15 protein-coding genes are annotated in these 24,066 nt (G+C 46.5%); 5 read left to right on the forward strand and 10 right to left on the reverse strand.

Translation table 11 applies throughout. The features are described 5' to 3' along the window. The first annotated feature begins 50 nt into the window (after positions 1 to 50). The 3 genes from ACO0LB_RS14320 to ACO0LB_RS14330 all read left to right on the forward strand — a co-directional run bounded on the left by ACO0LB_RS14320 (position 51) and on the right by ACO0LB_RS14330 (position 4,088). Positions 51 to 548, forward strand: coding sequence for a DUF1269 domain-containing protein (locus ACO0LB_RS14320; RefSeq protein ID WP_423050181.1), 498 nt, complete (start codon positions 51 to 53; stop codon positions 546 to 548). Positions 549 to 572: 24 nt separating this feature from the next. Continuing rightward, positions 573 to 2,501: a molecular chaperone DnaK gene (gene dnaK / locus ACO0LB_RS14325; protein WP_423050183.1), complete on the forward strand. Its 1,929-nt coding sequence runs from the start codon at positions 573 to 575 to the stop codon at positions 2,499 to 2,501. Positions 2,502 to 2,732: 231 nt separating this feature from the next. Continuing rightward, entirely contained in the window at positions 2,733 to 4,088 is a 1,356-nt protein-coding gene (locus ACO0LB_RS14330; protein WP_423050185.1) for a carbohydrate porin, read from the forward strand. Positions 4,089 to 4,554: 466 nt separating this feature from the next. On the opposite strand, the gene ACO0LB_RS14335 is transcribed toward ACO0LB_RS14330, so the two are convergent. Beyond that, positions 4,555 to 5,445, reverse strand: a complete 891-nt coding sequence (locus ACO0LB_RS14335) for a LysR family transcriptional regulator (protein ID WP_423050314.1) — start codon at positions 5,443 to 5,445, stop codon at positions 4,555 to 4,557. A 98-nt stretch (positions 5,446 to 5,543) separates the two neighbouring features. Between ACO0LB_RS14335 and ACO0LB_RS14340 the strand changes: the two genes are divergently transcribed. Together ACO0LB_RS14340 and ACO0LB_RS14345 are read left to right on the forward strand one after the other, a co-directional pair. Further along, on the forward strand, positions 5,544 to 7,085 hold the full coding sequence (locus ACO0LB_RS14340) for an NADH-quinone oxidoreductase subunit L (RefSeq protein WP_423050187.1): 1,542 nt from the start codon (positions 5,544 to 5,546) through the stop codon (positions 7,083 to 7,085). A gap of 45 nt (positions 7,086 to 7,130) precedes the next feature. Then, the gene (locus ACO0LB_RS14345) at positions 7,131 to 9,680 is read left to right on the forward strand and encodes a YbcC family protein (protein ID WP_423050189.1); all 2,550 of its coding nucleotides are present in this window, start codon (positions 7,131 to 7,133) and stop codon (positions 9,678 to 9,680) included. Positions 9,681 to 9,803: 123 nt separating this feature from the next. Here the strand turns inward: ACO0LB_RS14345 and ACO0LB_RS14350 are convergent, their stop codons facing one another. The 9 genes from ACO0LB_RS14350 to gnd form a co-directional block, all read right to left on the reverse strand. Next, complete coding sequence (locus ACO0LB_RS14350; RefSeq protein ID WP_423050191.1) at positions 9,804 to 10,841, reverse strand: tyrosine-type recombinase/integrase; 1,038 nt, start codon at positions 10,839 to 10,841, stop codon at positions 9,804 to 9,806. A gap of 538 nt (positions 10,842 to 11,379) precedes the next feature. Continuing rightward, positions 11,380 to 12,735: a replication initiation protein gene (locus tag ACO0LB_RS14355; protein ID WP_423050193.1), complete on the reverse strand. Its 1,356-nt coding sequence runs from the start codon at positions 12,733 to 12,735 to the stop codon at positions 11,380 to 11,382. 1,594 nt (positions 12,736 to 14,329) lie between these two features. Then, the gene (locus ACO0LB_RS14360) at positions 14,330 to 14,650 is read right to left on the reverse strand and encodes a chaperone modulator CbpM (RefSeq protein ID WP_423050195.1); all 321 of its coding nucleotides are present in this window, start codon (positions 14,648 to 14,650) and stop codon (positions 14,330 to 14,332) included. Continuing rightward, positions 14,647 to 15,579, reverse strand: coding sequence for a DnaJ C-terminal domain-containing protein (locus ACO0LB_RS14365; RefSeq protein ID WP_423050197.1), 933 nt, complete (start codon positions 15,577 to 15,579; stop codon positions 14,647 to 14,649). Before ACO0LB_RS14365 ends, ACO0LB_RS14360 begins: the two co-directional genes overlap by 4 nt. Positions 15,580 to 15,592: 13 nt before the next feature. Continuing rightward, complete coding sequence (locus ACO0LB_RS14370) at positions 15,593 to 17,977, reverse strand: phosphoketolase family protein (RefSeq protein ID WP_423050199.1); 2,385 nt, start codon at positions 17,975 to 17,977, stop codon at positions 15,593 to 15,595. Between the two features lie 3 nt (positions 17,978 to 17,980). Continuing rightward, positions 17,981 to 19,651 (reverse strand): phosphoglucomutase (alpha-D-glucose-1,6-bisphosphate-dependent), encoded by a 1,671-nt coding sequence (gene pgm / locus ACO0LB_RS14375; protein WP_423050201.1) that lies wholly within the window; start codon positions 19,649 to 19,651, stop codon positions 17,981 to 17,983. 2 nt (positions 19,652 to 19,653) lie between these two features. After that, on the reverse strand, positions 19,654 to 21,795 hold the full coding sequence (gene tkt, locus ACO0LB_RS14380) for a transketolase (RefSeq protein WP_423050203.1): 2,142 nt from the start codon (positions 21,793 to 21,795) through the stop codon (positions 19,654 to 19,656). Between the two features lie 85 nt (positions 21,796 to 21,880). Continuing rightward, positions 21,881 to 22,642: an HAD family hydrolase gene (locus ACO0LB_RS14385; protein WP_423050205.1), complete on the reverse strand. Its 762-nt coding sequence runs from the start codon at positions 22,640 to 22,642 to the stop codon at positions 21,881 to 21,883. Positions 22,643 to 22,665: 23 nt separating this feature from the next. After that, entirely contained in the window at positions 22,666 to 23,718 is a 1,053-nt protein-coding gene (gene gnd / locus ACO0LB_RS14390; protein ID WP_423050207.1) for a phosphogluconate dehydrogenase (NAD(+)-dependent, decarboxylating), read from the reverse strand. Between the last annotated feature and the right edge of the window lie 348 nt (positions 23,719 to 24,066).

The following is a 24,066-nucleotide window of genomic DNA, read 5'->3' on the forward strand; positions in this document are numbered from 1 at the left end:
AGCCACTTTAATACTTATGCATTTTTCCAAATTTTCTACCAGGGCAAATCATGGATATCAATAATTCACCCGTCTACATTTATAACACCCACCAAGAAGCAGAAGAGGCTATTCGCTCGCTTGGTAAGTCTGGATTTGATGTAAAAAAATTGTCCCTCATTGGCAAGGGGTATCACAGTGAAGAACAGCCTATAGGTTTTTATACGATTGGAGACAAAATTAAAACCTGGGGTGGGAATGGTGCTTTTTGGGGGGGAATCTGGGGGCTGCTGATGGCGCCAGCTGTGTTTTTTCTGCCTGGCGTGGGACTACTGGCTATGGCTGGCCCGGTAGTAACAACCTTGATTGCAGCAATGGAAGGCGCAGTGGTTGTTGGTGGCCTGTCTGCATTAGGTGCAGCACTGACTCAAATAGGCGTCTCAGATAATCAGGTAGTGAAATACGAGATGGCACTCAAAGTTGACAAATACATTCTCATGGTACATGGCAATGCAGATGACTTGGCGCATGTGCATTCAGTCTTGTCTGATTCCGTAGCCGTAATCTGAGACATATTCAACAAAGGAATTATCATGACTAAAATGATCGGTATTGATCTGGGAACCACCAATTCCTGTGTTGCAGTGATGGAAAATGGCAAGCCAAAAGTCATAGAGAATTCTGAAGGTGCGCGTACCACGCCATCAATCATTGCATACCAGGCAGATGGTGAAATTCTTGTTGGCGCACCGGCTAAGCGGCAGGCTGTCACTAATCCCAAAAACACTTTGTACGCAGTCAAGAGATTGATAGGCCGCAAATTTGATGAAAAAGAAGTGCAGAAAGATATTGCGCTGATGCCGTTTAATATTCTCAAAGCAGATAATGGCGACGCCTGGATAGCCGTACGTGACAAGAAACTGGCTCCCCCGCAGATTTCAGCTGAAATTCTGCGCAAAATGAAGAAGACAGCAGAAGATTATCTCGGTACAGAAGTGACGGCAGCAGTTATTACCGTACCTGCTTATTTTAATGACGCTCAACGACAGGCGACCAAGGATGCTGGGCGCATTGCAGGGCTGGAAGTAAAACGAATTATTAATGAGCCCACCGCAGCTGCCCTTGCATTTGGCATGGATAAAAATGAGAAAGGTGATCGCAAGATCGCCGTCTACGATCTTGGCGGGGGCACTTTCGACGTATCTGTTATAGAAATTGCAGAGTTGGCGGGTGAACGTCAGTTTGAAGTTTTATCCACTAACGGAAATACATTTTTGGGCGGAGAAGATTTCGATCAGCGCATTATTGATTACATCATCGAAGAATTTAAAAAGGTACACGGGCTCGATCTGAAAAAGGATCCTATCGCACTACAACGTATCAAGGCCTCGGCAGAACGTGCAAAGATAGAGTTATCTTCGGCTCAGCAAACGGAGATTAATGAGCCATATATTGCGATGGCAAACGGTGCACCAATCCATCTGTCACAAAAGATGACAAGAGCAAAGCTGGAATCCTTGGTTGAAGAATTGATCAACGCGACTATAGAGCCATGTCGGATTGCAATCCAGGATGCTGGTATCAAAGTGAGCGATATTGACGATATTATTCTCGTCGGTGGTATGACGCGCATGCCAAAAGTTCAGGAAAAAGTAAAAGAATTTTTTGGCAAAGAGGCACGCAAAGATGTCAATCCTGATGAAGCCGTTGCCGTCGGTGCTGCGATTCAAGGAGCCGTATTATCTGGTGATCAAAAAGATTTGTTATTGCTGGATGTTACACCCTTATCACTCGGCATCGAAACAATGGGCGGCGTGATGACCAAGATGATACAAAAAAATACTACTATTCCTACCAAATTCAGTCAGATATTTTCAACCGCAGACGACAACCAGTCTGCTGTAACAATCAAGGTGTACCAGGGAGAGCGGGAAATCGCTGCCGGTAATAAGACATTGGGAGAATTTAACCTGGAAGGAATTCCACCTTCGTCACGCGGCACTCCTCAGATAGAAGTCAGTTTTGATATTGATGCTAACGGCATACTACATGTGGGTGCCAAAGACCAAGCTACCGGCAAAGAAAATAAGATTACGATCAAGGCAAACTCCGGCCTCACAGAAGCAGAGATACAGACGATGGTAAAAGATGCTGAATTAAATGCAGAGGAAGACAGAAAATTAAAACAACTCGCAGAGTCGCGCAATCAGGCCGACACTTTGGTTCACAGCGTCAGTAAATCATTACGTGAGCATGGTGAAAAATTGAGCACGCTCGATAAGGAAAAATTTAATACCGCTATCAAAGAATTAGAGACTGCTATGCTCGGAAATAATCAGTCGGAGATAGATACTAAACGGCCCGCCTTATCCAGTATTGCGCAAGAGTTGAATACAAAAATGAATGACGAATCAAACGAACAACAGCGACAAGAAGATAAGCAAGCATCTTCTGATATGCATTATGAAAAGCAAGAAGGTATCGTTGATGCAGACTTCGAAGAAGTAAAAAAGAAAAGTTGACCAGCTCCCGCTCTCAGCTTAATTGCTGCTGCTTACGCAGATAGGGTGGGAGGTTGTATAGATTATTGTTGTTAGCAACGCTGTATCTTCTGGGGGGTATGGCTAACGGCATCGCAGTGGTATAGCGTAAAATGGTACAGCATGGTGACAGTTCAGCAACTAAAGCCAGTACGAAAGATATAACGACTTTACTCACTTATCTTGAAATTGATGATGTTTTAAAAAGGCGAAATGAAAGCAGTACTGTTATCCTTATTTTTCTTCAGTGCTACTTGCACACTATCTGGCGGCGTTGTTGCTGAAGAAGCCATGACCGTTAAAGATGCTAATCCGACCTTGGAATCTGCTACCAGTGGGAATTGGGGAGTACGTAGCCAATTTACGTATGTCAATCAATGGCACTCTGATTTCAGGGCGCTTTATGATGGACAAAATAGTATGGGGCGTGCTGCAAGTAATACCAACACGACAGACCTTACTTTATTTATCGGTCGTCGTTTGTGGAAAAATGGTGAATTTTGGATCAACCCTGAAATTGATCAAGGTTTTGGCCTCAGTAATACCGTTGGTATGGCCGGTTACCCCAGTGGTGAAGCGTACAAAATAGGTCAAAACCGTCCTTATGTTCGCTTGCCACGCGCATTCGTCCGACATGTCATACCTCTGGATGGTGAGCCTCAAGCCGTTGAGGAAGGTATAAACCAATTCGCTAATCACTATAGTGCCAATAATATCGTGGTTACCTTCGGCAAATTTGCCGTCGTTGATATTTTTGATAACAACAGTTATGCCCATGATGCTCGTTCGGATTTCCTCAATTGGTCGATTATTGATTCAGGTACATTCGATTACGCAGCAGATCCTTGGGGTTTTACCAATGGACTGTCGATAGAGTGGAATCAAAGCAATTGGAGTTGGCGTGGTGCTATGTTCCAAATGTCGCAGGTGCCAAATCAGAAAATTACTGGAGTCCATGTTTACCCGCATAGTGTTGTCGCTGAAATAGAACATCGTCATGAATGGGCTGGTCATCCAGGTAAATTCAAACTGTTATTCTTTCTGAACGAAAGCCATATGGGAGCCTATCGCGATGCGACCCGTCTTGGAATGGCAACTAATTCGGTACCAGATACCGCATTGGTTCGTCATAACAGTTCGAACCCTGGTTTATCGGTGAATGTTGAGCAAGAGTTAGCGAGTGATTTTGGCGCATTCCTTCGTATGGGAATCAACAGTGGTAAGAAAGAAACGTACGAATTTACTGATATCAATCGTTCAATATCTGGGGGCTTGTCGTTACAGGGAATGCGATGGAACAGATCAGGCGACAGAGTAGGGCTTGCGGGTGCCATCAATGCTTTATCTTCCGATGCGAAGGCATATTTCTCTGCCGGCGGCAGCGGTATCCTGATTGGTGACGGTAAACTGAATTATGGGACTGAACGAATTGTCGAAGCCTATTATTCAGCGGTACTCACTCATAATCTGAAACTCTCTTTCGACTACCAGCATGTGACAAATCCTGCTTATAACCGTGATCGAGGGCCAGTGACCATTTATGCTCTTCGCTTGCACGCAGAACTGTGAATACAATCATAACGATTGAGTTTATGCTGATACCAGCTTATTCAGCACCTGCCGATATATACGATGCGCTGATGTATGTATTAAAAATAATTTTAATACATACATCAAAAATAAAGTAAGTTCACATTCAAGTGTGGTGGCAGTCGCTGCAGGCCAAGCCATATCGCTTCCATTCTATCGTAAGCATGCGATCCAGGGACGACGCATCATGGCGATGCTGAAAGGCAACCTCGCCATCATTATGCCCATCTAGGTTCAACCGAGCGTAACCATCCCGGACGAAACGTGGCGTTGGCAAGATAGTTAGATAGAGCGCGTACCTGGTGCGATCCGACATAATCCCAATGGTCAGTGCCTGAAATCGAAAATGGATCATATGGCACGTCATTTTTTCCTTTTGGATCTCGTCGGCGAATATAGAGAAACCGGCACGAAATAGTTGAAGCTTCGTAAACTGGTTACACGATTAGTTTTCTGGCGCGCTGTTCAACAACTGCTCAAGTACTTCGATGCGGTGTCGGTGAGGTGTCGTGATGGCATAAAAGCGTTCTTGCAGCGCCGTGGACTGGCCCACCGAAACGAGAATTCCCGCGCGCAGTTCATCCTGCACTACCACCTCGGGCAACAAGGTCAGCCAGCCACTGTCGCGGGCAATCAGGCGAAGCATGGCCATGTCATCCACCTCCGCTCGTAGTCTGGGATTAACACCGGCAGTTGCACATAACGCATCGAATTGAGCACGTAAGGCATGGCGCGGACCCGGCAATGCAATATCTAAGCCATTCAGGTCCTCCGGAATTCGCAGGCTTTGTGATGCCCAATGGCTCGCGGGACCGACCAGCGAGATCAACTGGCTACCCAAAAAACGGCAGTGCAATGGTCGATCAGGATCAGCTGGAACAGTCTCATTGGCCAATACCACGTCCAACTGGTGCTGCACCAGCCGGGTAAGTAGCCCCTCCAATAATCCAGATTCCAGCGTTAGCACGACGGCTGGGTTTGTGAGCGCAGGTCGAATCCAGTTTTCCTGATAATTGCGTGACAGGGTGGCAACACTGCCCACGCGTAGGCGAGCAATTCCGGCTGAGCGACCTTGCAAGCGCCCCAGCATTTCCTGGCCGAGGCCAAAAATGTTGTCGGCATACGCCTGCACAAGTTGCCCTGTGTCGGTCAGGATAAGACGGCGGCCTTCACGGATAAACAAGTCTTCGCCTATGCGTTTTTCTAATTGGCGGATCTGAGCCGAAACCGCTGATTGCGAGGTGTGCAATTCCTCTGCAGCCCGGGTCAGATGCCCGAGTTTGGCTACTCGCCAGAAATAGAAAAGGTGATGAAAATTGAGTTGCCCAAGCAGAATCATTCGTTTTTTTATATTAAATTGTTCTTATTATTCTATTTTACAGAATTTTTTTTCCGAAGCATCATCCTCGCAATGAATTTAAATAGGGTCATGCGATGGATACACTTCAAGTGTTGTATTTAATTTGTGCCTTGGCACCTGTGATTTTAATGGCGGCGCTGGCAGTAGCGGCTCGACTGAACTCGATCTCGACCCCGAGACTATGGCGTTTATTTCAATGGGTTTCGATTGCCGCGCTGGTAAGTACAGGTTTATTACTTCCTTTAGTAAGTAAAGGTGCACAATGGCCTGGCGTAATAACTGCAACTGCTTTGAGCCTGATCATCGCTTTGCTGGTGCAACTGTTAGGCACGGTCATTGGTGCATTTTCCGCGCGTTACTTGACGGGTGAACCCGGTCAGCAGCGGTATGTCAGCGCCTTGGCCTGTGTATTAGCCAGTGTTCACCTTCTCCTGGTGGCAGATCACTGGCAGTTACTCATAGCAGCCTGGGCATCAGTGGGAATAGCCCTACAGCAATTACTGTGTTTTTACTCGGATCGCCCGTTCGCCCTGCTTGCTGCGCACAAAAAGCGTATTGCTGATCGCTTGGCTGACGTGATGCTGATCGGCGCCGCCGCACTGGCATGGATCGAAGTCGGCAGCGGCTCGCTTTCAGCGTTATGGCTACATATTGCTCAGCACGGCATGTCCTTGCCCCTGCAATCGAGCGCCGTCTTACTCGTGTTGGCCGTGATACTGCGCACTGCCTTGTTACCAGTACACGGCTGGCTAATCCAGGTGATGGAGGCGCCGACCCCAGTTTCTGCATTGTTGCATGCGGGCGTGGTCAATTTGGGCGGTTTTGTCATCATCCGCTTCGCACCTATGTTAGAACAAGCAACCACAGCGCGTATGTTGTTATTGGCATTTGGTCTGGCGACTGCCGTACTGGCAGGCATGGTGATGCTGACTCGTATCAGCATCAAGGTCCGCCTGGCGTGGTCAACCGTTGCGCAGATGGGCTTCATGCTACTTGAATGCGCGCTCGGCCTTTATACCCTGGCTGCCTTGCATCTTATTGGTCATTCACTCTACAAGGCTCATGCCTTCCTGTCGGCATCGACCGCCGTGCGTCAAACCCGAGCGCAGGTTCTGCGTGGTGCTTCACCACCTAGTGCCACCAGTCTGGTACTGGCACCAGTGCTGACAATTTTCACCGTACTCTTGGTACAGACACTGGCGGGGCAAACATCCTGGCCTTGGTGGTGGAGTTTGATACTTGGTCTCGCATGGGCACCCATGCTGTGGTTACCTGCGGCGCAAACCGGCTGGTCAACACGAGCAGTACAAATTTTTTTCGGGTTCTTAATGGTGACTGGCCTGACACTGGCTGCAACTGCCGCTCATGCGCTACCTTTCGGGCTCGAAGACGCCCCTCACCGAGAACTCGGTCTGATCGCACTGATAGGTATGGCTGCCTTGTCCTTCTTTCAAGCGCTGCTGCAAGGGCGACCGCAGCTGCTGACGCATTGGCGTCGTTGGAGCTACGCCGGTTTTTATCTGGACGAGGCCTACACGCGTCTAGCCCTGCACATTTGGCCAACTCGCTGGATGCCTCAGGCAACCACGCAGATTCAGCCTAAATCTGCCACATAGCCGCTCGCTGATCCTGCGCACTGAACTGACAAACTGGAGAAACTTATGATCGACATACTGACTAGCGACACAAAGCCGAATACGGCGCTTCCTGCTCCAGCCGTTTCAGATATTGAGACAATCCATGCGCGGATAGAGCTCGCCTGCAGTCAAGCCTGTTACACGATTGCACCGGCGTGGCCCCTAGATCGCGCCATCGCAGTCAATCCACATTGGTCACGCATTAATATGCCGGTACGCCGGGTCGCTGCACGGATGGCTGTTCTCGGTGGCATCCAAGTATTTCCTTCTCAAGATCAGCAACTGAAAGCGTGGCGCGAAGGTCGCATCAGCGCCGCCGATTTAGCACTAGCTTTACAACAGCTGCCCGAGGCGCGCGCGGCTAATCTCAAGCCAGATCAGTGCTTAGACTCTCTGCAGGCGAGAGCGCCGCAGGCACAATTGCCCTTGCTGATTGATGTGCTTGACAATGATCCTAATCGCCATGCGCGTTTATCTTGGCGAGATGCTATTACCCATCAGGTGAGTCAAACTTGCGCTGCTTACTTCGATGAGCATCAAGCCATCTGGCAGCCAGAGCGAACCCAAGGTTTGTACACTTTTTGGCGGGACACCTTACAACATGACCACGGCATCGGCTTATTGATGGGCTTGCCTCGTATCGGCAATGCCGTCAACGCCTTGCCCGCAACATCGATTGAAGCTGAACGCTGGGCGTTACAACGTCTGGGTCTACCGCAAGCAGTTTGGGCAGACTATCTTGAGTCGGTGTTGCTTACGGTCAATGGATGGGCATCTTGGTGTGCCTACCTCGCTTGGCAGGCGGGCTTGGAGGGCGGCAAGGACGTGCACTTGCGTGAATTGCTGGCGATTCGCTTAGCTTGGGGCACACTTTTATTAGAGTGCAAAGATGATGCTACCACTAAGCAGGCGTTTGTCGCGCTTCAGCAGGCCTGGAGCCAGGCTCCTTTGGTACTAAAAGAGGCCGAGCAGGCGTTTTTAATCGACGAAGTGTGGCAGTTGGCGCTTGAGCTTGGTTATCAGCGTGACTTGGCACAGCGCTTGGCTTTGGCCAGCGGTCATGGCTCGGCACCACAAGAGATTGAAGTCCAGGCGGCCTTTTGCATCGACGTCCGCAGCGAACCACTGCGCCGCGCCTTGGAAGCCGTGTGGCCGGGCATTCAGACTCTGGGATTTGCTGGATTTTTTGGTCTTCCAGTTGCTTACACGCCACTCTCGACCCAAGCCCGACGGCCGCAGTTACCGGGCTTGCTCGCCCCTTCGATCGAGATAAGCGATTGCATCGTCAGCACTGACCCATCCCAACGCGAAGCCGATGCCGCATTGCAAAGCGCCGCGAGTCGCGCACGCCAGACTAGGTTCACCATGGCGGATCAGTGGCTGTCAGCCAGCCGCTGGCCTGGTGCCGCTTTCTCTTTCGTAGAAGTAGCCGGATTAGGCTATCTCGGCAAGCTTGGAAATTGGCTGTTACCGACGAAGCATGATCGTATCAAAGACGATTTGGAAGGGCTGCCTGTTCGTTACCGCCAGATCTGCCGTCCCCAACTCCTTGGAGTAGACTTTGAAACCAAAGTCACGCTAGCGGCACGGATACTCCATACCATGGGTTTGCAGCAAAATCTGGCTCCTCTGGTGCTGCTTGTTGGACATGGTAGTCAATCTGCCAACAACGCTCACGCAGCGGCATTGGACTGCGGTGCCTGCTGCGGACAGACCGGCGAAGTCAATGCGCGTAGTCTGGCGCAATTGCTCAACGAACCAGCGGTACGCCAAGGTTTGCAAAAAGCCGGCTTAACTCTCCCGGAATCTACCGTGTTCGTTGCCGCACTGCATAACACCACCACTGATGAAATCGAGTGGTTTGATCTGGATCTGCTGCCGCAAATAAACCCCACTCGCTGGGAACACTTGCAAACGGTGTTTCGCCGGGCCTGTGACCAGGTCCGGCGCGAACGGGCACCCAGTCTCCAACTAGACCCGCTTGCACCATATGATGAGCTGTTGAGCCAGCTGCGCCGCCGTGCCAACGACGGTGCGCAGACTCGACCAGAATGGGGGCTTGCGCATAACGCCGCTTTTCTGATCGCTCCTCGGCATAGAAGCCGTGGCGTGGTGTTGGGCGGGCGCAGTTTCCTGCACGACTATGACGCCAGCCTGGACGCCGACGGAAGCGTTCTAGAACTGCTGATGACCGCGCCCATGTTGGTCACACATTGGATTAACTGGCAGTACCACGCGTCCACTTGCGATCCGCTGCGCTTGGGCAGCGGCAACAAAGTATTGCACAATGTGGTGGGCGGCAGCCTTGGTGTCTTCGAAGGCAACGGTGGCGATCTGCGAATCGGGTTGGCGCGCCAATCCTTGCATGATGGGAATTGCTGGATACACGAGCCCTTGCGTCTTACCGTAGTTATCGATGCGCCGCAGGTGGCCATTGAAGCCGTAATCGAAAAGCATGCCGTCGTCAAACAACTACTGGACAACGGCTGGCTTCACCTCTGGCGTTTTTCTCTTGCCGGCTTCGAGCGTTACGAGCATGGAGCATGGTTTCCATTGTTCCTAGAGATTTCGTGACGAAGAATCCTTCTTGCTTTGGCGGTTGTTCCGTATAGTTATTCATTCAATATGAAACTAACTAGATAGGTCACCGAACTCATAAGTTAAAACATTCATCACTTCTTTTTTGACGTGACGTGGTTAAATGTTGATTTTTTTGTTGATTGATTTGTAGAGAAAAACGGAGCGTTGATCAGCGAGACCTAATTTCTTTTGTAATGTTTCCAATTGTTCACCCGCTTGAAGCTCCTTAATTGCAAAGGTGTTCCTAAGTGTACGACCGCCAACACGAGAAATAGAAATTTCAGCGCGCGTAAAAGTTTTTTTGACTTGAGTATAAACGCTGGACTTATCTAATTTTTTCCCATTAGTTCCAGGGAATAATAGAGTTCCACCAACGGCAACCATTGTTCTTTCTTGCATCCAAGAAAGAACATCTGGTACAAATTCCGATTGAATGTATGTATCATGACGATAAGATGTTTCATGCTTATCGTTTGGTGTGAGTGAGACTTTCAAAGTACCGTCGACTTCGACGTCCGGTTTTACTTCCGAAATGTGTAGCCCAACTACTTCTGATACCTTTAATCCTCCACCCAGCATTACGCACTGCAACGCACGATCACGTCGCTTCTTCCAACCAGCATGCAGACGTGATGGACGAATTTCCGCATCACTGACTGGCATTGCCGCAATAAAGCGTTCTATTTCAGCACTAGAAAGTCCAACCGGGCTTAGATTCCTTCCCTGCAAATACATTTTTTCGTGTAAAACTTGAAAAATCACTCCTCGAGCAGGGTTATCTGGGCGTTGTAAATAATCAAAAATATTCTCAATAAGGCGTAAATAGCGGTATTGGATTTCACTTTTTAATATTGGAGTATCGTTTTTATCCTTTTGCTCAAGAAACGCAAATAAATCTTCATCAGACAAATCCCAAAAACGAATTTTTCTCACATGCAACCAAGAAATTAACTTGCTAAACATGGTTTGGTAGACCAGTGCTGACTTATCAGAAATTGTTTGTTTTAAAAGATGGGGCCGCATTTTTAAGCCAGATTTTCTTCGCGAAAACAGAAGGTATTCTGGAGACTGGATAAATGTTTTAAATGCCGTGAGTGGTTCAGCAACCCACTGCTCAATATTCAGTTGATCTGCATTATTCAATTCAGTACTCATTTGTATTCCTAAGCATTAAGCAATTAGCCTACATCATATTGCCAACCTAAGCAGATATCGTGTTTGCTAAGATTAACCTTCAAAAATAGAGAAATCGTAGCTATTTGTATAAAAATCAAAGACATTCATTTTAAATCCAAAAACACAATTAACAGTCATTTATTTAAAATAAAAACAAATTAGCTGCCGAGCATACGCATACAATATTTCTTATTGCAAAAAAGCTTACAATAAAATTCATGTTCGTTAATTGTACTTTTGGCGGTGTTTTATATTAAAGCAACCGTTCCAACGCAAGGAACTTTTTTACCTCAAATTAAGCGAAGGTGCAGCCGCTGGTGCGGAAATGAATAGCTCAGTGGCGTAACTAGCCGAAAGAGCTACAATACATTGGAATGAGAGAAGGGACTTGTCCGTAGCACGGCAAAACACAGGATCTAAATGTAGCCAACAACATTATCCGTCGTGAACGTGCGACGCTGGCAATAGGTATCACTTTCCTTTACGCGAAAACGGTAGCCGTAGGTGAGGGAGGACGTCAACGTTTAGCCATTCCTGATTGTTCAATAAATGCAGCAAGAGCATCAGCGGTTGGCTCACCCCAAAGTTCCTTGGCGTACCAATGCGACAACATTGCTTTTACAGTTGGGCTATCAATGCCTTTATCTAGTTTTAAGGTTGCACTAGAGTTTTGTTTTTTAAAACGATCAAACAGTTGCTTTCGCTCGTCATCATCTAACTCTTTATAGACATCAAGTGCTTCTTGAGCACGCGCAGCTAGAAATTTTTCCATGACAGACTGTCCATCACCAGCTTTGGGTTTTGCCAATTTGGCGACCGAATTCTGTAACTGTTCTTGAGCTGCAGAGGCTCCCTTCTTGAGCGTCCATCTGAAATAAGCTGCTGGCGAATCTAGTTTTGGACTATTTTTTTGAGTTTGACGATTTTCAACAAACGAGATGGCTGCTTGAATAGTTTCATCTGAATGTTGAGCGACAAAATCAGTCGACTCCTGCTGACTAAAACCAAATTTCATGATCCGCTCAATTAAAGCCAAATCAATTACAGGTGGAGCAGGAAATGCCAGCTGAGGTTGTTGCGCATGCTGAACAATAAACTGAAGGCGATCAATTCGCCGACCATTTTTTAGTTCAACTAATTCGATATTAATGTCTGTGAGTGCATTAATCTGTGCAATAGCAGGTTTAATAACATCTCGCTTGAAGTATTTATATGGCGGAGGTTCTTCTCTCTCAACAGCGTTACCAGTTAAGACTCCATACCAATGTTCATACGATTCAATAAGAGTTCGTTTAGAAGGATTAGTAGCGTAACGACGACATATCTCATAAAGCGCCAAGGCAGATCCAGAACGTAACAATCCCTGATAGAAAATATTAAAGCGTGTATAGGTCCCAGGGACCATTACCAACTCATGAACTTCAGGAGGAAATGCATAGCCAAACCATACCTGCCCGCCATGCTTTTTAAAGCCTGTTGGATTTACCAAAGTCACCGAAGAAACTAAGCGCTCACTAGTCCACTGCCTCTCATTCTCCATTAATAATTTAATATTTTGGAGTTCTTCAAGTTGTTGTTTTAGAAATTCAGTATCTTTACTGTCATAGGCGGCATCTTTTGCCAGATCAGACAATGGAATCCAAAAATACTTAGATGCGGAAGGTGAATCAATTGGTGCATTTTTCCCAGGAACTTTTAGTTCTTGAGCGTGATACATCATTACGTTGAAAACTTTACGCGTCAATAAGGTTAATTTTCCTTCTGTGACACGAAGACCAATTGCATCGTTTGTTTTTCGAAACTGGCGAGACTGACTTACGTCAGAAGCCACCAGCTCGGAACTTTTCGATGTTTTCTCATTCTTCGTTGCCATTGGCCGCCATTTTCAGCATGTAAGTGAATTATTCGTAATCACCCACAAGAAAGGTGTAATTATATTCAATAATTTTCTCACTTTTTTAATGAATTTGATACTACTTCACCTTAAGAAAAGTGAAACCGGACAAAATTTATCTATTCACTTTTCAAATACCCCCGTAGAAGCTCACCTTAGTTCCTGTATCCACTCACAAAAGATCCCTGTAACACCTCACTTATAAAAAATTAGTTCTCGCTAACACTCACCAAAGAACCCGTAGAAGCTCACCGTAGTCCCTGTATCCACTCACTGAAACAGCTGGAAAGCCGCATGAATACTCATTCTAAGTAAGCTTAATTTGTATTTAAGTTTTTAATCTGTGTTTATATTAATAAAACCCTCAATAATAAAAATACCAAGTGCGTATTTGGACGAAAAATCACAAAATCAAAACAAGAGCAATTAATAACAAAAAGTAGTAGTCTTTTTTATTATATTGAAGATCCCTGTAGATACTCACTTTAGTGGATGAATCCTCGAGAGAACTGATAAAAATATGCTTATTGCTACTCCCTGTTAAATCTCACCTTACAAGGTTTCGAAGTTTATTTGGTCACTTAGCAAACTAGCTTCAATGTCAGTCAAAAGTTACCCGTAAAAGCTCACTATTAAATAGGCATAATAAAAATCATAAGAACAAAGAGAGTAAATACTCACATTTAATTCCCTGTAGAAGCTCACCTTATTGTATTAAGTTATTTTTTTGAAAAATAATCTTAAAGAATCTTATTAAAAACATCTTTATGTTAACTCCCCGTAATAACTCACCATTCATAAATGGGTACATCAAATCGTTAGTTTTTACAAAATAAATAAAACTTTTAGAAACTCAATCTATATTTTTGGTGGCGATGATGAAGTTGCTTAAGTTATCCCTGTAAAGGCTCACCTTTGACAGTGATAAAGGGATATAGATCTAAAAAAAATCGCAAATCATTTGATTCGCGAAATATATTCCCGTAAAAGCTCACCATTTAAATATATCTACTCCCCGTAACTACTCACCTTCAATTTATAAAGCAGTGTGACTAATCCAGTTTTTTGATTTTATTTTTTTAACCTATTGATTTTTAAAGAGTCGATATTGCTAATTTTGCTGATTATTAAATGTTAAAAGGACCGAGGGCAACCATTTCTAGAGCAGGTGATTTATTGATATATGTTATTAATTCAGCCTAAAGGTGTAATTTTAGCAATCCCTGTAAAAGCTCACTCTTATGAACATGAATTCTCTTTCAGAGGCTTTTATTTTTCTTTTCCAGCTAAATTGACATAGTTTTCAAAAACGAGCCATATATGAACAGTTAGTCTGTTGAATATGTGTGTTTACAAGATCAGGAAGTAATTTGATTCCTGTATATGCTCACCTTTAGTCTGTAGTGATCCCTGTAACGTCTCACCTTGATACTCTATGACACTAAAAAAGGCGCGATTTGTTGTGCAATTTATTGCACAAGTTTAATGTCGGCAACACGAACCCCTATTTTTCTATATCAACAGAAGATTCTTAGCTTAATCAAGGCAGGAAATGGAAAAGAATATTGAAATATTAAGTTTGTTTGAATTGTGCTCGAAGTAGTTTTAGCTCACTCTGCATATCATCTATGCGTTGCATGAGAGTCAGTGCCAACATCATGCCGTGACTATCTAATTCAAAGTCGTCGCGCAGTCGGCGGGCGCCACTCACAATCGCTATGGAATGGATAGGAAATATCTTCACCAGCGCGTTGCTATCAATAGGAGTGAGTATATTATTTTCGATGAATAGATTGATTTCGCGTTCGGATAATCCTGATATTTCGCAGAGATTGGTGATAGAAAAGCTATTTTGAGCGTTGATTAGTGTCCATTCCGCGATTTGAACGTTCATTTTAACTCCATGTCAAAGCTGGTTCGTGGCTGAAAATGAGACGTACGAGAGAGCTGTTGGTAAAGGTCTTGTTCGGCTTTACTAATTTCTTTTGGAATCTGGATTTGCACAACAGCATAAAGATCGCCAGTTTGTCCATCAGCTTTGGGTAATCCTCGTTTTGACAAGCGTAGACGCTGTCCTGAAGATGTACCAGATGTGATCTTGAGTTCCACATTCCCCCCAGGGGTCGGTATCTGTATGTTCGCGCCCAGAGCAGCTTCCCAGGGGGATAACGGCAAGTCAACATACAGATCACTGCCATTCACCCTGAACAAATGATGCGAAGCAATCGTCAAAATCGCATACAGATCACCAGGTTGACCGCCGTTACGGCCAGCGCCTCCTTTGCCAGTAAGTCGCAGGCGTTGACCTTCTTGTGCACCTTTTAAGATGGTGATCCGAAAAGTATGCTGCCGGCGATGTGGCAAACCATGCTGATCATATTCAGGCAATTCGACAGACACATCAATTGCCCCACCCTGAAAAATTGTTTCTAACGGCACAGAAACAGGTATTGAATAGTCCTCCCCCTTGGCTGGAGAATAAGCCGTTGTTTTCCCTCTGGACCTGAATGTGCTGAAGAAATCAGAAATATCAACGTCATCAAAGCTTGAGGCATTTGTGTTGTATTGTGCTTGCCATGCAGGCGGCGGCGTGAAATTTTCACCCTCTTTATGACTACCGATCATGTCGTAATCTGCACGCTTTTCAGTATTCTTTAAAGTGGCATAGGCTTCAGCAATTTCTTTGAATTTTTCCTCACCTTTTGGGTCTTTTGATATATCGGGGTGATAAAGATGTGCCAATTTACGATAAGCTGTCTTAACGTCATCTAATGTCGCGCTTCTATCAAGACCCAGAATTTCGTAATAATCTTTATATTTCACGGTAGTCCTGTCTTTAATTTAGCCAGCGCCAATCACGTATTTCGGGTAGATCCTCGCCGTGCTCGTATATGTAGCGTTTATGTCTTTCTATCGCCGTCCAATATCGTGCCTGGGCATTCTCAATTTGATTGTTAAAGCGTGGTACGCGCATTATTGCGTCGAGAGCCAATTGGTAGCGGTCAAGATTATTGAGTACTACCATATCAAATGGTGTCGTCGTGGTACCCTCGCCACGATAACCACGAACATGAAAATGATGATGGTTTTGTCGACGGTAAGTTAATTGATGTATTAATTTGGGATAACCGTGAAATGCGAAGATAACGGGCTTATCCGTCGTAAATAATGACTCAAAATCATGATCATCCAGACCATGTGGGTGCTCGGATGAGGGCTGTAATACCATCAGATCGACGACGTTTACCACGCGAATACGAATACCCGGGATATCGTTACGTAACAAACTCACTGCAGCGATAGTTTCCAGTGTGGGCACATCACCAGCGCAAGCCATCACAACATCAGGGTTGCCCATGTCATTGCTAGCCCAATGCCAGATACCAGCACCAGCCGTGCAATGTCGAACCGCTGCCTCCATATCAAGCCATTGCCATTCTGGCTGTTTGCCAGCCACGATGACGTTCACGTAGTTACGACTGCGTAAGCAGTGGTCAGTCACTGATAACAAACAATTAGCATCGGGGGGCAGATAAATACGAACGACCTCAGATTTTTTATTGGCAACATGGTCAATGAAACCTGGGTCTTGATGCGAGGAACCATTATGATCCTGCCGCCAGACATGCGAAGTGAGCAAAAAATTGAGTGAAGCAATTGGCATACGCCATGGAATGCGTTGGCAGACTTTGAGCCATTTTGCATGTTGATTTAGCATCGAATCAATAATCTGAATGAATGCTTCGTAGCAAGAAAATACGCCATGCCTGCCTGTGAGCAAGTAGCCTTCCAGCCAGCCTTCACAAAGATGTTCGCTTAACACCTCCATCACCCGGCCATTGACGCTGAGATGAAGGTCAACCGCCTTCGTATCTGCCATCCACGCTTTACCGGTGACGTTAAAGACGGCATCAAGGCGGTTAGATGCGGTTTCATCAGGACCAAACAAGCGGAAATTCTTTGTGTCAAGGTTATTGAGCATCACCTGCCGCAAGAACTCACCCAGTACGCGCGTTGCCTCCGCTTTCACCGAACCTGGCTTCAACACTGGCACCGCATAGTCATACATAGGTGGCATTTGAAGTGCGTGTAATAGCCCGCCACCGTTAGTATGTGGATTGGTACCCATACGACGATGTCCGGTCGGAGCTAATTCTGCTAACTCTGGCAGTAATTGTCCGTGTTCATCAAAAAGCGTATTGACCTCATAGCTTTGTAACCATGCTTCCAGTTGTGTCAGATGTTGTGGATTATTGAAGTCAGCAATCGGAACCTGATGCGCCCGCCATGTATTTTCGACGGCAAGGTCGTCAACGAATTTGGGGCCCGTCCAACCCTTGGGGCTGGACAAGACGATCATCGGCCAGCGTGGTCGTTGTAGCTTATCTTTGGCAATCGTGTTGCGTGCAAGGTGTTGAATATCTCTGATTTTTTGTAATACCGCGTCCAGTGTGGCAGCAAAGGCTTGATGCATCAACGCAGGATCATCACCTTCAACAAAGTAAGGTTCATGTCCAACACCCCGTAAAAAGTCGCTTAATTCTTCGCGGCTGATGCGCGCCAGCAGTGTTGGGTTGGCGATTTTGTAGCCATTTAAATGAAGAATCGGCAGAACGACACCATCTTCTGCGGGATTCAAAAACTTGTTCGAATGCCAGCTGGTTGCCAGTGCGCCGGTTTCAGCTTCACCGTCACCAATAATGCAGGTCACAATCAGATCAGGGTTATCAAAGGCCGCACCATAAGCATGTGCCAACGAGTAACCTAATTCACCACCTTCATGGATAGAGCCAGGGATATCAGCCGACACATGACTAGGAATACCACCTGGCCATGAGAATTGGCGAAACAAACGCAATATACCGTTTTCATTTCTCTCTATGGCCGGGTAACGCTCTGTGTAGGAACCTTCCAGATAGGTATGCGCCACGATGCCTGGACCTCCGTGTCCGGGACCAATTACATACATCATATTGAGGTCATTTTCTTTGATTAACCGATTTAAATGTACATAGATAAAATTCAAACCGGGAGTAGTACCCCAATGGCCTAGCAGGCGCGGTTTTATATGTTCCAATGTCAACGGTTGACGGAGTAGCGGATTCGCTTGCAGATAGATTTGCCCTACTGACAGATAGTTTGCCGCCCGCCAGTAGGCATGCATTTTTCTCAGTAAGTCAGCAGAGAGAGGATTTAACGTATAGGGATTAAACGATGCCATGATCTATGTCTCCTCGTCAGTAGGTGAAATGGCCTTATCTACAATGGCTTGCGCTTCATGAATAATCTGCTGAAGATGAGCTTCACCCAGCATGCTTTCGGCATATATTTTGTAGGTATTTTCCGTGCCGGATGGTCGTGCGACAAACCAGGCATTGGTAGTCATAATCTTGATACCTCCAATAGCAGCATTGTTGGCGGGGGCGTGACTAAGTATTTTTTCTATTCTATCGTCTCCCAGATGGCTGACATCTATTTGCCTTGCTGATAATGCGGCGAGTTTTTGTTTTTGCAGCTTTGCGGCTGAGGCATCTCTCCGTTCAGAAAAATATTCTCCTAACTCACCAACCAGAGTTCGATACAGCACTCCCGGATCATCGCCTGTCACTGCCAGCATTTCTGCGGCAAGAAGGGCGGCGGAAATACCATCTTTGTCAGTCGTCCACACAGAGCCATCCATGCGCAAAAAACTTGCACCAGCACTTTCTTCGCCGCAAAAACCTAATTCACCATTATGTAAACCATCCACAAACCATTTGAAGCCCACCGGTACCTCATATAAGCGGCGATTGAATTTTTTGGTCAGGCGATCAATCATTTGTGTCGTGACGATTGTTTTACCAACGCCAACATTGCCGCTCCAATGGGGCCTGTGCGTAAAAAGGTAGTCAATTGCGACCGAAAGATAATGGTTGGGCGGCATCAAACCAGCAGTTTTACTGACGATACCATGTCGGTCGTGGTCGGTATCGCAGGCAAAAGCGATATCAAACTTGTCTTGCATGTTGATCAGACCTTGCATGACATAGATGGAAGACGGATCCATACGAATTTGTCCATCCCAATCGAGTGGCACAAATGCAAAGCGGGGATCAATCACATCATTGACTACCGTCAGATCTAACTGATAACGATCTGCGATAGCCTCCCAGTAATGGACACCAGCCCCACCCAAAGGGTCTACGCCAATATGTATCTGCTCATCACGAATGGCATTCATATTGATGACACTGCTCATTTCGCCCACATAAAAATCCATGAAGTTATAGCGATAAGTGGTGTTTGCCTGCATTGCCTTGCTGTAGGTGATGCGAAGCACACCAGCCAGTTCAGTATCGAGATATTGATTTGCTGCGTTTTCTATCCATTTGGTTATATGCTGATTGGCAGGTCCTCCATTGGGGGGATTGTATTTAAACCCGCCATCACGCGGTGGATTGTGTGAGGGTGTCAGAACGATGCCGTCTGCCAAGCCAGTAAGATGGTCTCGGTGTTTGTTATAACTTAATATAGCCAGTGAAATTGCTGGTGTTGGCGTGTATTCGTCCTTGCTGGCTAACATCACGTCTACGTGATTGGCGGCTAACACTTCCATGGCAGTAGTACATGCTGGTTCTGATAAGGCGTGCGTGTCCATCCCCAGAAAAAGTGGACCGTTGATATCGTTGAAGCTGCGAAAATCACAAATGGCCTGTGTGATTGCCAGTATGTGGGTTTCGTTAAATGAACAATCACATGCTGAACCGCGATGTCCTGACGTGCCAAATTTGATTCTGTGTTCCAGAATGGATGGATCCGGTTTTAAAGCGAAATAAGCCGTGATTAATGTCGCCACGTTGATCAGCGACGATACTGGTGCCAGTGTGCCGGCCAGTGGATGTATGGAGGTTCTCATGCCTATCCTCCGATGGATACGCGATGAAGTAAAACCTGTGCTCTGGCTGCGGCGACAATATGAGGGACATCGAAACCGAAATGTACTTCAATAACTTTTCCTGGCGCAGAAAGTCCAAATGACTGCATAGAGATCATCGTGCCATGCTGACCGGTATAACGCTCCCAACCGAATGCTGATGCCGCTTCGACGGATACTCTTGCTAACACGGTTGGTGGCAATACATGATCCTGATAGACCTTACTCTGGCGTTCAAATAAATCCCACGATGGCATACTGACCACGCGGGCGGCAATGCCTTCAGTCTTCAACTGTTCGTAAGCAGCGAGGCAGAGTGCGACTTCGCTGCCTGTTCCCAGCAAGAGTATGTCCGGCACTTGTTCTGCTGCGTCGGCGAGGATATACGCACCATTGGCGACGCCGTTGGCACTGGCGTATCTGTTTCTATCGATTGTTGGCAAGCTCTGACGTGATAACACCAGGCTGACTGGTGCATCTTTGATGTTCATCATTACACGCCAGGCTTCCCGCACTTCATTGGCATCTGCCGGACGTAATAGCACCATGCCTGGCATAGCTCGAAATGAAGCGAGTTGCTCTATTGGCTGGTGGGTAGGTCCATCTTCACCCATGCTGATGGAGTCATGTGTCCAGAGATAGATGACAGGTAAGCCCATCATTGCCGATAAGCGGATGGCGGGACGAGCGTAATCAGTAAAGACAAAAAAGCTGGCGGCAAATGGTCGTAATTTAGATAGCGCCATACCATTGGTGATGGCGCACATGGCATGTTCACGTATGCCAAAATGGAAATTCCGACCTGCATAGCTGGCGGACTGACTTCCTGGCTCTGCGCTGAAGTCGTGATTATCAGTGCTGACGGCGGCTTCAAAATCACCTGCCGCATTAAAACTTAAATGCGTCTTGGTCGATGGTGCCAGATCGGCTGCGCCACCGAGTAGCCATGGCATGTGTGTCGCAATGGCGTTCAGGACTTTACCTGATGCTTCACGGGTGGAAAGACCTTGATCATCTGCCTCGAAATGTGGCAAAGCGTGATCCCAGTCATCTGGCAGCGCGCCTTGCTGCATACAATCAACGTGCATGGCGAGTTGAGGATATTTCTCGCGGTAATCAACGAACAGGTTATTCCAAGTGGTGCGCGCATGACTTCCACGTTGCCCAAACTGTGCGCTGAAATGCGCCTGCACGCCATCTGGTACAAAAAATTGAATATCCGGATCCATCTGGTAAAACTGTTTGGTAAGTCTTACTTCATCAACCCCAAGGGGTTCTCCATGCGCTTCCCGGGTGTCTTGTTTGTGAGGTGAGCCATAACCAATGTGGCTTTGCACGATGATAAGAGTAGGTCGGTCCTGAGTATCAATAAAACTTCGGAGGGCCTTTGCTTGTTGTTCCAGGTTGTTTGCATCTGCGACACTGATGACTTGCCAGCCACACGCACGAAAACGTGCCACGACATCTTCAGTAAATGTAATTGCTGTTGATCCTTCGATGCTGACGTGATTGCTGTCGTATATCCAGCAAAGATTGGCGAGTTTCAAATGTCCTGCAAAAGACGCTGCTTCTGCGCTGACGCCTTCCATCATGTCCCCATCACCACATAAGGCATAGACGTTGTAATCAAACACTGCGTAACCGGGTCTGTTATAGGTCGCTGCCAGCCAACGCTGTGCGATAGCCATACCAACACTATTCGCCAAACCTTGACCCAGCGGTCCCGTAGTAGTTTCGATGCCTGCAGTCCAGCCATACTCTGGGTGACCTGTGCAGCGGCTGCCCGCCTGACGGAAGCTTTGTAGATCGTTCATGCTCACGGCCAGATCATCAGACGCTTGATGAGCATTTGTCTTTACTCCACACAAATACAGCATGCTGTAAAGCAAAGCTGACGCGTGGCCAGCCGATAAGACAAAACGGTCACGATTGAGCCAGTCTGGATCGTTGGAATCAAATGTCAGATAGTGTTGCCAAAGGCAGTACACAGTTGGCGCTGCACCCATAGGCGTGCCGGGGTGACCCGAATTCGCTTTTTGTACCATATCGATGGAAAGCGCACGCAAGGTATTAATGCAAACTTCGTCCAGTGGATCTTGTCCGGAGGTACCGCTATCGGTATTCATGGCGAGTTTTTTGCGACATCGTTGCCCAGATCATGCAACCGGCTGGTATGAACATTCATGATGTTTCCATTGATTGGTTTCGCTGTTAACTGTTGAATGGCCATGCGTTGTCCGCGACAGGACTATCAAAATTGACGAATGCGTTGTATTGCAAGTCCATTAGGTCTCCCAGGTGATCCACACTGATGTCTGCTGGTGGATACATAGCAAGCGTGTCTGCATTCAGCGCAAAGTGACCCTGGCGAACGAATACCGTAGTCAGATGGTGTTGCATCAGTTTTTTCATTGCGGTAAGTACCCGCAATTTATCGTCGATCATCACATAGTGCTGACCAGGATATTGCTCAACAATCGCAGCAATCATTTTTTCTTTGTGAATATAGATGAGTACACGACCATTGACCGCGTCCCATAAACCTGACCGCAGAATCTTTCGAGGTTGATAGGCGATATCGCCATCAGAGACAATCACAGTGCTGCCGATTGTTTCAAGTTGTGCGATCAACTCCTTAGCATAAGGATACAAGCGGTCTGCAAATAAATAATCCATCAAGAAACTTGATATTCTTAGTAATGCCTGATTATTGATTTCGTGTTGATGTCCCGTCTCGTTTCCAGTCAAAAAGGCGTGATCAGACCGAAAGAGCTGCAATGCACCAAAGTAATCAACATATCCTGATTCGATACGCATTTGCTCAACGATATGCCAATAACGTGCTGCACTGGCAGCGCCAAACTCCATATGAAGACGTTGACCGAATTCGTACAAAATCTGGTCATTGTCGAGGAGGGTGTTATCAACATCAATTAAAAATACCAGGTTTTTCCTGACTGGTATTTCGTTCACCCCAAGGTCTGATTCAATTCGCATTATGGTGCACTCTCTGCGGCTTGCTGGCTACTTACTTCCAGATGTCCACCAAATTCATTGCGCATTGCTGACAACATCCGATTAGTGAAGTCGCCTTGTCCACGGGAAGAAAAACGTTCAAACAACGCTGAACTGAGCGTGCTGATTGGTACTGCTTCTTCAATGCCGGCAATGAGCGTCCATCGACCTTCTCCTGAATCCGCCACGTTACCAGCGTAGGCATCCAGATCAGGATCGTGGAGTAAGGCTGATGCCGTCAGATCAAGCAACCAAGAGCTGATGACGCTGCCTCGTCGCCATACTTCCGTGATATCGGGCAAATTCATGTCGTATTGATAAAATTCTGGATTACGTAGTGGGGCACTCTCAGAATCGTGATCTTGCTTAAATTCAAGCTTGCCAATGTTGGCACTATGTAGAATATTGAGACCTTCAGCGTAGGCAGACATCATTCCATACTCGATACCATTGTGTATCATCTTGACGAAATGGCCTGCTCCAAAGCTGCCGCAATGCAAGAATCCTTGTTCTGCATCGTCGATGTCAAGCGACTTCAGTACTCGGCCGGGTGTACGTGTCGTTATCTCAACACCGGAAGCAAGCGATATAAATATTGGGCGCATATGTTCAACAATGTTGATCTCGCCACCGATCATCAGACAATAACCACGTTCCTGACCGGCAATGCCACCACTTGTTCCTACATCAAGATAGTGCATTCCTTTTTCCCGTAATTGAGTACCGCGCCGTATATCATCACGATAGTAAGAATTGCCACCGTCAATCACAATGTCACCCTTGGTAAGCAGGGGTAATAAACTTGTTAATACCTCGTCAACCATTGCTGCGGGCACCATTAACCAAATAGCGCGGGGTTTTGACAGTTGCTGCACCATATCTTTCAGAGACAAAGCTGGGCTGGCACCATCTTTTTCAGATTGTGTCATTGTTTGTTCTACAGAATCATGAACGATGCAGTTATGACCTTTTGCCAACAGACGTCTCACCATGCGTGAGCCCATCCTGCCTAAACCTATCATGCCTATTTGCATAGCTGTTCTCCTGCTGTAAACGAGAGTAGATACAAGCTAAAGACTAGGCTGATATATGCAGAGCATCTGTTCGAAGGCACACGGATGATGACGATTATTCTGCGATACTAAAAAGTGTTTTATTGATAACTACAATGTTATTAAGGTGAGTACTTACAGGGAGTTAATTTCTTTTGCGAGTCAACCTGTCAAGTCTGCATCCCGCAGGTCGGGGATACCAGCGTAGGAGGCGACAGCCTATTTACATAATACGCAGAGTCTGGAGGTAGTCGGATAATGTTGTGAGATCACTTGGGAAGGTCTCGGAATTCGTCATTTAAGTTACGTGAAGCAGATTGAAGGGCAGTG

This window comes from Undibacterium sp. SXout7W (genome assembly GCF_049339385.1).
Classification (GTDB): Bacteria; Pseudomonadota; Gammaproteobacteria; order Burkholderiales; family Burkholderiaceae_D; genus Undibacterium.

Bases quoted from the DNA above. Each gene is read 5' to 3' on its own strand.
- dnaK (WP_423050183.1), top strand. From the start codon at position 573: ATGACTAAAATGATCGGTATTGATCTGGGAACCACCAATTCCTGTGTT.
- ACO0LB_RS14350 (WP_423050191.1), bottom strand. From the start codon at position 10,841: ATGAGTACTGAATTGAATAATGCAGATCAACTGAATATTGAGCAGTGG.
- ACO0LB_RS14360 (WP_423050195.1), bottom strand. From the start codon at position 14,650: ATGAACGTTCAAATCGCGGAATGGACACTAATCAACGCTCAAAATAGC.
- ACO0LB_RS14345 (WP_423050189.1), top strand. From the start codon at position 7,131: ATGATCGACATACTGACTAGCGACACAAAGCCGAATACGGCGCTTCCT.
- ACO0LB_RS14355 (WP_423050193.1), bottom strand. From the start codon at position 12,735: ATGGCAACGAAGAATGAGAAAACATCGAAAAGTTCCGAGCTGGTGGCT.
- pgm (WP_423050201.1), bottom strand. From the start codon at position 19,651: ATGAGAACCTCCATACATCCACTGGCCGGCACACTGGCACCAGTATCG.
- ACO0LB_RS14340 (WP_423050187.1), top strand. From the start codon at position 5,544: ATGGATACACTTCAAGTGTTGTATTTAATTTGTGCCTTGGCACCTGTG.
- ACO0LB_RS14320 (WP_423050181.1), top strand. From the start codon at position 51: ATGGATATCAATAATTCACCCGTCTACATTTATAACACCCACCAAGAA.
- ACO0LB_RS14370 (WP_423050199.1), bottom strand. From the start codon at position 17,977: ATGGCATCGTTTAATCCCTATACGTTAAATCCTCTCTCTGCTGACTTA.
- ACO0LB_RS14330 (WP_423050185.1), top strand. From the start codon at position 2,733: ATGAAAGCAGTACTGTTATCCTTATTTTTCTTCAGTGCTACTTGCACA.
- tkt (WP_423050203.1), bottom strand. From the start codon at position 21,795: ATGAATACCGATAGCGGTACCTCCGGACAAGATCCACTGGACGAAGTT.
- gnd (WP_423050207.1), bottom strand. From the start codon at position 23,718: ATGCAAATAGGCATGATAGGTTTAGGCAGGATGGGCTCACGCATGGTG.